This is a genomic window from Pseudoalteromonas rubra (assembly GCF_004212645.1).
GTDB classification, from domain to species: domain Bacteria; phylum Pseudomonadota; class Gammaproteobacteria; order Enterobacterales; family Alteromonadaceae; genus Pseudoalteromonas; species Pseudoalteromonas rubra_G.
This window is the reverse complement of sequence record NZ_PPUZ01000104.1, coordinates 1-11,507: the sequence shown is the minus strand read 5'-3', so window position 1 is coordinate 11,507 and position 11,507 is coordinate 1. Positions and strand designations below refer to the sequence as shown.

General features: G+C 49.2%; 12 protein-coding genes. 1 reads left to right on the top strand and 11 read right to left on the bottom strand.

What is annotated here, in order from left to right; genetic code table 11:
* Positions 1-159 precede the first annotated feature (159 nt).
* The 11 genes from C3B51_RS22175 to trmJ all read right to left on the bottom strand — a co-directional run bounded on the left by C3B51_RS22175 (position 160) and on the right by trmJ (position 10,238).
* Positions 160-1,233: a phosphotransferase enzyme family protein gene (locus C3B51_RS22175; RefSeq protein WP_125721064.1), complete on the bottom strand. Its 1,074-nt coding sequence runs from the start codon at positions 1,231-1,233 to the stop codon at positions 160-162.
* 43 nt (positions 1,234-1,276) lie between these two features.
* Entirely contained in the window at positions 1,277-2,161 is an 885-nt protein-coding gene (locus C3B51_RS22170; RefSeq protein WP_130246417.1) for an NTP transferase domain-containing protein, read from the bottom strand.
* Positions 2,162-2,400: 239 nt separating this feature from the next.
* Complete coding sequence (locus C3B51_RS22165; RefSeq protein WP_130246416.1) at positions 2,401-3,837, bottom strand: NAD-dependent succinate-semialdehyde dehydrogenase; 1,437 nt, start codon at positions 3,835-3,837, stop codon at positions 2,401-2,403.
* 60 nt (positions 3,838-3,897) lie between these two features.
* The gene (gene fdx / locus C3B51_RS22160) at positions 3,898-4,236 is read right to left on the bottom strand and encodes an ISC system 2Fe-2S type ferredoxin (protein ID WP_010384025.1); all 339 of its coding nucleotides are present in this window, start codon (positions 4,234-4,236) and stop codon (positions 3,898-3,900) included.
* 1 nt (position 4,237) lies between these two features.
* Positions 4,238-6,100, bottom strand: coding sequence for a Fe-S protein assembly chaperone HscA (gene hscA / locus C3B51_RS22155; protein WP_130246415.1), 1,863 nt, complete (start codon positions 6,098-6,100; stop codon positions 4,238-4,240).
* A gap of 60 nt (positions 6,101-6,160) precedes the next feature.
* On the bottom strand, positions 6,161-6,685 hold the full coding sequence (gene hscB, locus C3B51_RS22150; RefSeq protein ID WP_125720955.1) for a co-chaperone HscB: 525 nt from the start codon (positions 6,683-6,685) through the stop codon (positions 6,161-6,163).
* Between the two features lie 63 nt (positions 6,686-6,748).
* Entirely contained in the window at positions 6,749-7,072 is a 324-nt protein-coding gene (iscA, locus tag C3B51_RS22145; RefSeq protein ID WP_125720957.1) for an iron-sulfur cluster assembly protein IscA, read from the bottom strand.
* 9 nt (positions 7,073-7,081) lie between these two features.
* A complete protein-coding gene (gene iscU, locus C3B51_RS22140) occupies positions 7,082-7,465 on the bottom strand; it encodes a Fe-S cluster assembly scaffold IscU (RefSeq protein WP_125720959.1) in 384 nt (127 codons plus the stop codon).
* A 53-nt stretch (positions 7,466-7,518) separates the two neighbouring features.
* Positions 7,519-8,733 carry an IscS subfamily cysteine desulfurase gene (locus C3B51_RS22135; protein WP_125720961.1) on the bottom strand — a complete coding sequence of 405 codons (1,215 nt, stop codon included), beginning with the start codon at positions 8,731-8,733 and terminating at the stop codon, positions 7,519-7,521.
* A 23-nt stretch (positions 8,734-8,756) separates the two neighbouring features.
* Positions 8,757-9,248: a Fe-S cluster assembly transcriptional regulator IscR gene (iscR, locus tag C3B51_RS22130; protein WP_010384014.1), complete on the bottom strand. Its 492-nt coding sequence runs from the start codon at positions 9,246-9,248 to the stop codon at positions 8,757-8,759.
* Between the two features lie 267 nt (positions 9,249-9,515).
* Positions 9,516-10,238 (bottom strand): tRNA (cytosine(32)/uridine(32)-2'-O)-methyltransferase TrmJ, encoded by a 723-nt coding sequence (gene trmJ / locus C3B51_RS22125; protein ID WP_046003659.1) that lies wholly within the window; start codon positions 10,236-10,238, stop codon positions 9,516-9,518.
* Between the two features lie 282 nt (positions 10,239-10,520).
* Here trmJ and suhB point away from each other — a divergent pair, with 282 nt between their 5' ends.
* Positions 10,521-11,324 (top strand): inositol-1-monophosphatase, encoded by an 804-nt coding sequence (gene suhB / locus C3B51_RS22120; RefSeq protein WP_130246414.1) that lies wholly within the window; start codon positions 10,521-10,523, stop codon positions 11,322-11,324.
* The last annotated feature ends 183 nt before the right edge of the window (positions 11,325-11,507 follow it).

Sequence of the window (11,507 nt, the reverse complement as noted above, 5' to 3'; positions counted from 1 at the left end):
AGGTTCTAAATGAGAAACTTTTAACACTGTTAGCGTCATATTTGCTCCGTCAAATTGAACTGGTATTAAGTGAAATTGGTATAAAAATACCAATAATGATGTGGTTTGTATTTCAGGCGAAAAAAAGCGCCCTGCGGCGCTTTTATATCTTTACGCCACTCAGGCGGCATCAATAATATGGCTCAGTTGCGCTTGTTTCGCGACGATATCCTGATACAAGGCAAACTGGTTTTGCGCACGTTGCAGGTTATGCTCTGGATATTTTGTGGCGAAGTAGTTATCCCCATCAAGGTAGTCCGTCAAAAAGCGCAGGCCAATCATAAACGGCATCACTTTCGCGCCGAGAATAAAACTGTGCTTTTCGGTGTCAGTCAGGCTCGCTGACAGGGGCTTTTTGTATCCTCTCACCAGGGCTGCAAAGATCTCCTCGCGCACCCGCACATTCGCCAGATTGGTTGAATCCTCCGCTTCAGGCGAGCAGAAGGTTCTAACCATATCACCAAAATCATACAACCAGTAGCCTGGCATACAGGTGTCCAGGTCGATTACAGCACGCGCTTTATTTGACTCTGAGCAGAACAACATATTATTGATCTTGGTGTCGTTATGACACGCACGCAGCGGTAACTGCGCCTCTACATCGACAACTTCCTGAGCGAGTGAAAACTGTGCCCGACAAAATGCAATTTCCGACTGACACAAAGCGGCACGTCCGAGTGGATCCTGGCTGAGTGTTTCTTCAAACTTCTCAATACGCATCGCCAGATTATGAAAGTCGGGGATAACATGGTGTAACTGAGTTGCATCAAAGTCATCTAATGCCGCTGCAAACTGGCCAAATGCATTGGCCGCGATTTTCGCTTTGACTTCACTGTCGACAACATCTTCACTATAGCTGCCGCCAATGAACTCCAACGCACGCCAGACTTCATCCTCAAAATATACCAGATATTCCCCTTTTATGGTGGGGACATGGCGAATGATCGCCAGTTCATACTCACCATCACGGGCTTTGCGCACCAAATGTTGCTCAATTTTTCTGGCATTGGTTACCAATTGCTCAGGCTCTGGAAAAACACAGGTATTGAGTTTTTGCACAACCAAAGCGCGCTGCTTATTTTTTAGCAACATCGTTGTATTAATATGTCCGTTACCGATTGGACGTAGAGAAACAGACGCTCCCTGCAGGCCAAACTGCTGCGATAAGACCTCTGCTATTGCACGATTTTTCATTGTTACCTCATCGCCACTTTCAATACGGTGGCAGGTGATAGGCTCATCCGTGACGTAGTTCATATAGTAATCCTGAGACACTCTTTAATTCTTCTTTATAGGTGATACCAAACCAGCGTTCTGATGCACTATGTACCCTGACCTGAATCAGGCCTTGCTGAATACAACTTTGAATACAATCAGGCAAATAATACTCGCTTTTGACATCGCTGTCATAACTTTCTAGAAACTCACAAAATCCGCGTTCTAACTGTGTCAACAAGCTTTGTGTAATGCCCCAGCAGGTCATCGATGCCAGGGCCGCCTCAGGCAAAGCAACCCGCTTTCCGTCAGGCGCTAGCCCCGACAGCGTGTCACCAGTTTGTTGAATATCCAGATATTCAACAACTTCAAGCAGGCTGTCTTTATGAGTCTGGCATATTCCGCGATTTACGCCACCTTGCGATGACAGAGTTTGCGCCAGTGGATAACCCACAATGGCCATGTCATTCTGTTCAGCTGCAGCGAAATGATTGACGAGCTGTTTAAAAGCATCTGGTCCGTAATAGTCATCAGCCGTGATCACAATGGCATCACCCGGTATAAAGGGTTTTGCACACAACAATGCATGGCCAGTTCCCCAGGGCTTTTCTCGCGATTGCGCTTTACTGACAAAGCGCGATGGCAAATTATCAACGGCCTGTTCAACCAGGTCGACCAGCAAATCAGCAGGTAAGCGCGGCAGGATCTGTTGCTCTATCAGCGGGCGAACCTGACGGTTAATCACCAGCACAAGATGACGCACACCAGCTGCAAAAGCATCCTGAATACTCAGTTCCATAATGGTGCAGTTAAAATCTGGTAATACCGCAATTTGCTTGTTACCGCCAAACCGAGTACCCAGGCCCGCAGCCAGGATCACCAGAGTCGGTTCTTTCCCTTTGTACATAGACAATGTCCAGCCAATCAAAAATTAAACGGCTAGTGTACATAGCTTCGCCATAAAATAAAAGCCGTTGTAAAAAGCGACATAACAGGTACATATTGATAGCGCTGAACAGCGCCAAGCACTACAAAGGTAAGTCTTTGACGAGTTGAGATAAAATGAAAGTTTAATGCGGATAAAATCGTGCTTCTATCCGCATCAGGTTCTCAAAAATGAACAAAAAGTTCCATATAGCGGAACAATTAACCCTGGAACTTCTGGCACAGGTATTTCGTTTCCAGAAACTCCTGAAGCCCTTCTTTGGCCCCCTCGCGCCCCAGCCCAGATTGTTTTACCCCGCCAAATGGCGCTACCGGATTTGATATAGCGCCTTCATTGATCCCGACCATGCCATATTCGAGCGCCATTGCGACTCGATGAATTTGCGACACATCCTGAGAATAGAAATAGGCGGCAAGTCCTTCATGGACCCCATTGGCCTGACGTATCACGCCCAGCTCATCATCAAATGCAATGATGCTGACGACCGGCGCAAAAATCTCCTGGTGATAAATATCCATCTTTTCGGTCACATCAAGCAAAATGGTCGGAGCCATAAAGAGGCCTGCGCCAGCAGCGCCCTGATATACCCGCTGAGCGCCTTGAGCTAGCGCATCTTCAATCAGGTGCTGCGCCTTATCTTTGGCTTTGGCGTTGATCAGTGGCCCGATATCGGTATCCGACTCTAACCCGTCGCCGACCACCAGTTTTTCAACCGCCTCAATGAGTGCATTGGTGAAGGCCGCCAGGACACCCTGATGAACAAAAACCCGATTGGCGGCCACACAGGTTTGCCCGCCATTTCGAAACTTAGCCACCATTAAACCTGCCACCGCCTCTTCGACATCCGCACTGGAAAAAACGATAAAAGGCGCGTTGCCCCCCAGTTCCATCGAGGTTCGCTTCACCGTGTCGGCACTGTTTGCCAGCAGCTTTTTACCCACCAACGTTGAGCCGGTGAAAGTCAGCTTACGCACCACCGGGCTTGCTAATAACGGAGCTACCAGCGCCTCGGCATCATCCGTTACCAAAACCTGAAAAGCGGCATCTTCAAAACCAGCTTCTAACGCTAATTTGGCCAAAGCTATGGCACTCAAAGGCGTTTCTTCTGACGGCTTAAGAATAAAGGGGCAACCCGCAGCATAAGCCGGTGCCACTTTGCGCGTGATCATAGCCAATGGAAAGTTCCATGGCGTGATCCCCAACACCACACCGACGGGCTGCTTTATCGTTGTCAGCTGGTGCGAAGGACTGTGCGATGGGATCACTTCACCATAAGCACGCCTAGCCTCTTCAGCAAACCACTGCACAAACCCCGCGGCATACCGGACTTCGGCCTTCGCTTCACGCAGCGGTTTGCCCTGCTCTTTGGTCATCAGCTCCGCCAGTACCGCTTCATTGTCCAGTATGAGTTGATACCAGCGCGTCAGCACCTCGGCTCGCTGCTGGGCTGGACGCTGTTTAAGGATATCAAAACATGCCTGCGCTGCGCTGAGCGCTTGCTCTGCGGCCTCATTATCGGCAATGGAAACCGTCGCGATGGGCACCTCGTTGGCCGGGTTATGTACCGTTAACTGCCGCTGTGACTGCCAGGGACTGCCATTGACCCAGGAGTGGTTTTGTTCGGTGATAAGTGTCATAGCAAACGCTCCTTCCATAACTGAACAGGGCCGCTAAATGCGGCCCTGTAGAGACAAAGATTAATGTTCTTCGTTGACGATATTGAGGTTGTACTTGGGGATTTCCACGACCAGGTCTTCATCGGCAATCACTGCCTGACAACCCAGCCGGGATTCTGCTTCCAGCCCCCAGGCCTTATCCAGCATGTCGTCTTCCAGCTCATCGCTTTCTTCAAGCGAGTCAAACCCTTCACGGATCACCACGTGACAAGTGGTGCAGGCACAGGACTTTTCACAGGCATGGGGAATGCTGATACCATTTTTCAGCGCCACATCCAGTACGGTTTTGCCTGATTCCGCTTCAATGGCTGCGCCTTCCGGGCAAAGTTCTTCATGGGGTAAAAAGATAATCTGTGGCATATTACACCTCGTCTACCGACTGACCTTGCAGTGCGTGTTTAATTGATACATCCATACGGCGTGATGCAAACTCACTGCTTGCCTCATCCACCTGTTCGATTGCCGCTTTGATCGCTTGTGGATCCGTGGCCGTTAATCGTGCATTATCAAGAGCGGCCATCGCATCGCGCAATGCCGTCAACTCTTGTTCATTAAGCAGCGCGCTGTCGGTCGCCAGTGAGGCCTCCAGGGCTTCCAATACACGCAGCGCTTCAACCTGCTGTTCTTTCAGCATACGCGCCTGCATATCTTCTTTGGCGTTGCTCATGGAGTCTTTGAGCATCTGTGCAACCTGATCGTCGCTCAGACCAAACGACGGCTTAACCTGAATTTCAGCCTGTACTTCAGTGGATTTCTCCATTGCAGACACACTCAGCAAACCGTCCGCGTCCACCTTAAAGGTAACGCGAATATGTGCCGCCCCTGCCGCCATTGGCGGAATGCCTTTAAGGCTGAACTTAGCCAAAGAGCGACAGTCATCAACCAGCTCACGCTCGCCCTGCAGCACATGCAGAGACATAGCCGTCTGACCATCTTTAAAGGTAGTGAATTCCTGCGCACGAGCAACTGGAATAGTGGTATTACGTGGGATGATCTTCTCAACCAACCCGCCCATGGTTTCCAGGCCCAAAGACAATGGCAAAACATCCAGCAGCAGCATATCTGAGTCCGGCTTGTTGCCGACCAAAATATCTGCCTGAATTGCGGCACCCAGTGCAACGACCCGATCCGGGTCAATCGATGTCAATGGGGGCTTAGCAAAGAAAGTTTCTACGGCGCTGCGGATCACAGGCATGCGGGTTGAGCCACCCACCATCACCACTTCCAGCACTTGTTCTTTTTCAACGCCCGCATCTTTGAGCGCGCGGCGGCACGAACGCAGTGTTTTCTTGACCAATTCCTCAGCCAATTGGGCAAACTGAGCTTGGGTGATGGTGACGGTGAATTCCTGTTCCCGCACAGGCAACTTCACGTTCACCGTTTCATAGCTGGTCAGCGCTTCTTTACACGCTTTAGCTTTGTTGATGAACAGGCGCAGCTCTTTAGCAGTCAGGTCGGTTAACCCGGTTTGCTGTTTAAAAGTATTCACCAGCAGTGCATCAAAATCGTCGCCGCCCAGGCTTGAGTCGCCACCGGTGGCCAGCACTTCAAATACGCCTTTATTCAGACGCAGGATAGAAATGTCAAAGGTACCACCGCCTAAGTCATAAACAGCAATCACGCCTTCCTGACCTGAATCCAGGCCATAAGCGACTGCTGCTGCGGTTGGCTCATTCAATAAACGCAATACTTTAAGACCCGCGATTTCAGCGGCATCTTTGGTGCTCTGACGCTGTGCATCATCAAAATAGGCAGGTACAGTGATCACCGCGCCCATCACATCTTCGCCACCAAAGCTTTCAACCGCGCGCTGATGGAGTGATTTGAGTATTTCAGCCGATGCCTGAACCGGACTGACAGGACCGGCACAGGTCTGAACCGCCAGGCTGCCCTGATGCTCAACAAAGGTATAAGGCAGCTGACCATAGCTGCTGGCAATTTCTTCGGCCGTTTTACCCAAAAAGCGCTTTACTGAGATCAGAGTATTTTCCGGATCCAATGCCGCTTCTTGCTGCGCCGACTTACCAACGCTTATCTGCTCACCGTGATAACGAACCACAGAGGGCAGCATCGCCTCGCCATTGATGTCGGTCAGGGTTTTGGTTTCGCCACTTTGAACCGTAGCCACCAACGAATTGGTGGTGCCCAGGTCTATTCCGATGGCCAGTTTGTGTTCATGAGGTGCCGCGCTCTGCCCCGGCTCAGCAATTTGCAATAATGCCATAATGCTCTTTCACTTTGGTGAAGCTGGTTGTCGCTGCACTTTGCAGCCACACCGTATCAATCAGTCGAACAGGCTGTCTTCGATTCGAGACAACTCGTCTTTCAATTTATAAACAAACTTGAGTTTACGAATATGATCCGCCGCGCGATGCAGGTCACTTTCGTCGCTGCTTGCTAAAAGCTCTCCCAGGCCGGCGCTATATTGCTGTTCCAGCTGTTTGGCTTGCGCTTCAAATGACTCGATTTCTGCTTCAGGATCGCCACTATGCTGAATGTCTTCCAGCGCTTCACGCAGCTCCATTTGCTGCATTAAAAACGCCGGATCCTGCAAGGTTTGTTGCTCTGCACGAATATCCACGCCGCGCTCGCTCAGCATGTACTCAGCACGCTTTACCGGGTGCTTTAGCACCGCCAGTGCATCATTGATCTCTGCCGTCTTTTGTACCGCTAATAGTTTTTCGCGCTCGCCAAGGTGAGCAAACTTGTCCGGGTGGACCGCGCGTTGCAGGTCAAGATAACGCTGATTTAAAACGTTCAGGTCAACCTGATAGCTGACAGGTAAATCGAATAATTCAAAATATCGCATACGCATCCAATACAGCAAAGCCCTACCAAGGCAGGGCTTTAGAATTATTAATCACAAGAGAGATTAAACGGTGAAACTTTCGCCGCAGCCACACTCGTCCTTCTGATTCGGGTTATTAAACTTAAACCCTTCATTCAGACCTTCTTTGGTGTAGTCTAGCTCAGTACCGTCGATATACACTAGGCTCTTGGCATCGACGATGAGTTTGACGCCCTTTTCTTCAAATACCTCATCGCCTTCATCCAGCTCGTCGACAAACTCAAGTACATAGGCAAGACCTGAACAGCCGGTCGTTTTAATGCCGACTCTCAGCCCAATGCCTTTACCGCGGTTGGCCAAAAAAGTCTGTACTCGGCTTGCTGCCGACTCTGTCAGTGTCACTGCCATAGTTATCTCTTACTTCGCCTGTTTACTCTTGTAGTCTGCAATTGCAGCCTGAATTGCGTCTTCTGCCAAAATTGAGCAGTGGATCTTTACTGGTGGCAATTCTAGCTCAGCACTGATGTCGGTATTCTTGATTTCACCGGCTTCATCCAGTGTCTTGCCTTTTACCCACTCAGTTACCAGCGATGATGACGCGATGGCGCTACCACAGCCGTATGTTTTGAACTTGGCATCTTCGATGATGCCCTGCTCCGATACTTTGATCTGAAGCTTCATCACATCGCCACAAGCCGGTGCACCAACCATACCCGTTGCCACACTCGGATCGTTTTTGTCTAATGACCCAACGTTACGTGGGTTTTCCACGTGGTCTATTACTTTGTTACTGTACGCCATAATTCTTTCCTCACTACCTGCCTATAGTATTAGCTTGCTATACACGGATTTGCTTAATGGTGTGCCCACTCAACTGCATCTAAGTCCACGCCATCTTTGAACATTTCCCAAAGCGGTGACATTTCGCGCAGACGACCAATCGAGTCTTTGATGAGCTTAACGGTATAATCGATTTCTTCTTCAGTGGTAAAGCGACCAATGCTGAAGCGGATTGAGCTGTGTGCCAACTCATCGTTACGACCCAATGCACGCAGTACGTAAGACGGCTCAAGGCTCGCAGAAGTACATGCAGAACCAGATGAGACGGCAATGTCTTTAACCGCCATCAGCAGCGACTCACCTTCAACAAAGTTGAAGCTCAGGTTAACAATGCCCGGTACTGACTGGTCAATCGCACCATTGAAATACACTTCTTCCATATCCATCACGCCGTCCAGCAAACGCTTACGTAGCGCGCTGATGTGTGCATGGTCTTTTTCGAAATCTTCTTTAGCAACACGGAAAGCAGCACCCATACCCACGATTTGGTGGGTTGCCAGTGTACCTGAACGCATACCACGTTCATGACCACCACCGTGCATTTGCGCTTCAAGGCGTGCACGCGGCTTACGACGGACATACAGTGCGCCAATACCTTTAGGGCCATATACTTTGTGACCAGAGAAAGACATAAAGTCTACTTTCAGCTGTTGCAGGTCGATCTGTACTTTACCGGCACTTTGCGCGGCATCAACGTGGAACATGATTTTGCGCTCACGACACATTTCACCGATGGTCGCGATATCCTGGATCACACCCAACTCGTTGTTAACATGCATGACGCTGATTAGAATGGTGTCTTCGCGGATTGCGGCTTCTAGTTTTTTCAGATCCAGCAGGCCGTTTTCTTCCACTTCCATATAAGTGACGTCGAAGCCCTGACGCTCGAGTTCACGACAGGTATCCAGCACGGCTTTATGCTCGGTCTTAACGGTGATCACGTGCTTGCCTTTCTTCTGATAGAAGTTAGCCGCACCTTTAATCGCCAGGTTGTTTGATTCTGTTGCCCCTGAGGTGAAAACAATTTCACGCGGATCGGCGTTGATTAAATCAGCGATATCGTTACGCGCCTGGTCAATCAGCTCTTCTGCCTGCCACCCGAAACGGTGTGAACGTGAGGCTGGATTACCAAAATTACCATCCATTGTCAGGCACTGCATCATCTCGTTTGCAACACGCTGATCAACCGGTGTGGTCGCTGCATAATCTAAATATATCGGTAATTTCATTTCTTTCTCCGCTAGACGCCAGTTTACAGCTGGCAACTCACTTGAATATTCTCTAATTGCTTCATTGCACTGTTAACCCCATTGTCCTGACGTGTTGCAACAGACTGCACATCAGAATTGGCGACTAACTCGGCGAGGGAAATACTGTTTAAAAACTCTTCAATACGCATACTTAAGTCCGACCACAGTGTGTGTGTCAGGCAGCGCATGCCGCTCTGGCAGCCGCCACCTTCACCGTGACATCGGGTTGCATCTACGGATTCATCCACCGCGGCGATCACATCGCCCACTGAGATAGTATGTGCGTCGCGGCCCAGCAAGTAGCCGCCACCCGGTCCGCGTACAGAGCTGACTAAGCCATGTTTGCGCAGGCGGGCAAATAATTGCTCCAGGTATGACAGGGAAATTTCCTGACGTTCGGAAATATCCGCAAGAGGCACGGGCCCAATATTTGCGTGTAGTGCGACGTCCAGCATCGCTGTCACTGCATATCTGCCTTTTGAAGTCAGTTTCATGCGTGCCCCCAGAAAAGTTATCAAGGCGCAAATTGTAATTACCTGACTAAGATAGTCAAGTATTAACCAACAACCAATCGCCCTATATCGTGCGGATGCCACGTAGGTAGGTACTTACCTGACGTAGACACTCTGCCCCCATCAAAATACCCGACTAATTTTCTCAGGTATTATGGACATTGTAATTACCTGAGTAATTTAGTCAAGTATTTGCGCATGAGATTATTGCAGCACTTTGGTATATCTCATACCAAAGCGCTAACCTATTTATTTTATTGACTTATTTATTGAGCTTAAAATGCCGCGCAGGATGTTGAGTTCCTGATCTTCCGGGCGGGCACGGTTAAACAGGCGTTTTAACTTGGTCATGACCATGCCCGGATGTTGCTTAATAATAAAGCCAGTGTCGTTCAGGGTAGACTCAAGGTGCTCGTAAAATAGTTCCATCTGCTGGGACGTCGGGTACTGTGCATCGTCCTGCTCCACGGGCTGCTCTTGACGATCCAGGTAGGTCATGCGGGTTTCATAAGCCAGCGTCTGCACCGCCATCGCCAGGTTCAGTGAGCTGTACTCCGGATTTGCAGGGATACAAACGTGGTAGTTACAAAGCTGTAGCTCTTCGTTAGTTAGACCACTGTTTTCGCGACCAAATACCAAAGCAACGGGCGTCTGCTCAGCACCATCAACCAATTTTTGGGCACACTCGCGCGGGCCAACCATAGGCCAGGATAAAGTACGAGAACGCGCGCTGGTGCCTATTGTCAGGGCACAGTCTGCAATGGCGTCTTCAAGTTTTTCTACCTGAACCGCATTGCCCAGTACATCTGTTGCACCGGCTGCCAGGGCGCTGGCATGACTGTCTACTTCACACGCGGGATCGACCAGATAGAGTTTTGATAACCCCATGGTTTTCATCGCGCGTGCAACCGAGCCGATATTGCCTGAATGGGAGGTATTAACCAATACAATGCGAATGTCTTCTAATGCCATGTCTTATGCCTCAGGAAAAAATAATGGCGGAGTTTAGCACAAACGCGAATTCGCCAGATAGTAAAATCAAGACCAACCGCAAGTAGATGGCATAACGGCTGCAAAAGCATAAAAGTATTCGACATGAGCGGCTCAACAGAACTGCCTGAATTTGAGTCACTTACTCATATTGATTAAAAAAAGCACACGTTTTTTGCTGCTGGGTTATTTACTTTGCAGGAAAAATCGCTAGAATACGCCGGCTCAAAAATTTTAGTTCTTTTACAATTCAAAGGTAATGCTATGCATCCAATGTTAAACATTGCGGTACGCGCTGCGCGTAACGCGGGTAAGGTGATTCTACGTGCTTGTGAAAACATGTCTCAGGTTGAGACCTCACAAAAAGGCTCGAACGATTTCGTTACAAACGTAGATAAAGAAGCGGAACTGGTTATCCGTGACACAATTTTAAAAGCCTACCCGGAGCATGCAATTGTCGGTGAAGAGCTTGGCCATACTGATGGCAAGCAAGCCGATTACCTTTGGGTTATCGACCCGCTTGATGGCACCACTAACTTCATCAAGGGCATTCCTCACTTTGCTATTTCTATCGCGCTTAAAGTTAAAGGCCGCGTAGAACAAGCCGTTGTATACGATCCAATCCGCGATGAACTCTTTACCGCCTCTCGCGGCCAGGGCGCACAATTGAACAGCAAACGTATCCGCGTTACTAAGAGTAACGAGCTGGCGGGCTCTGTATTGGCAACGGGCTTCCCGTTCAAACAAAAGCATCACCTGGACGCTTACACTGAAGCCTTTAAAGCGCTGTTTATCCAGACTACGGATATCCGTCGTGCTGGCTCTGCGGCGCTGGATATGGCCTATGTTGCTGCGGGCCGTATCGATGGTTTCTATGAAATTGGTCTTAAGCCTTGGGATACAGCGGCGGGTGAATTGCTGATCAAAGAAGCCGGCGGTATGCTGATGGACTTCGCTGGCGGCGCCAACTACAACAACAGCGGTAACATCGTATGTGGCGCACCTAAGCTGTGTCAGGCGATTGTAAAAGAAATTCGTCCTGTGCTGACTGAGTCATTACTCAAGTAAGCCGGATGCAGAATTAAAAAAACCCAAACAGCTGTTTGGGTTTTTTTATGTCTGACGCTAAACCTAATACCAATTTCACTTAATACCTGTTCAATTTGACGGAGCAAATATGACGCTAACTATGTTAAAAATTTTTCATTTAGAACAACTAAATAGCAAAATTTTTGCCTTGCCTACATGGAC

Excerpts from the sequence above, each read along its gene's own strand:
- C3B51_RS22175 (WP_125721064.1), bottom strand. The coding sequence starts at position 1,233 with ATGAAAAATCGTGCAATAGCAGAGGTCTTATCGCAGCAGTTTGGCCTG.
- C3B51_RS22170 (WP_130246417.1), bottom strand. The coding sequence starts at position 2,161 with ATGTACAAAGGGAAAGAACCGACTCTGGTGATCCTGGCTGCGGGCCTG.
- C3B51_RS22165 (WP_130246416.1), bottom strand. The coding sequence starts at position 3,837 with ATGACACTTATCACCGAACAAAACCACTCCTGGGTCAATGGCAGTCCC.
- fdx (WP_010384025.1), bottom strand. The coding sequence starts at position 4,236 with ATGCCACAGATTATCTTTTTACCCCATGAAGAACTTTGCCCGGAAGGC.
- hscA (WP_130246415.1), bottom strand. The coding sequence starts at position 6,100 with ATGGCATTATTGCAAATTGCTGAGCCGGGGCAGAGCGCGGCACCTCAT.
- hscB (WP_125720955.1), bottom strand. The coding sequence starts at position 6,685 with ATGCGATATTTTGAATTATTCGATTTACCTGTCAGCTATCAGGTTGAC.
- iscA (WP_125720957.1), bottom strand. The coding sequence starts at position 7,072 with ATGGCAGTGACACTGACAGAGTCGGCAGCAAGCCGAGTACAGACTTTT.
- iscU (WP_125720959.1), bottom strand. The coding sequence starts at position 7,465 with ATGGCGTACAGTAACAAAGTAATAGACCACGTGGAAAACCCACGTAAC.
- C3B51_RS22135 (WP_125720961.1), bottom strand. The coding sequence starts at position 8,733 with ATGAAATTACCGATATATTTAGATTATGCAGCGACCACACCGGTTGAT.
- iscR (WP_010384014.1), bottom strand. The coding sequence starts at position 9,248 with ATGAAACTGACTTCAAAAGGCAGATATGCAGTGACAGCGATGCTGGAC.
- trmJ (WP_046003659.1), bottom strand. The coding sequence starts at position 10,238 with ATGGCATTAGAAGACATTCGCATTGTATTGGTTAATACCTCCCATTCA.
- suhB (WP_130246414.1), top strand. The coding sequence starts at position 10,521 with ATGCATCCAATGTTAAACATTGCGGTACGCGCTGCGCGTAACGCGGGT.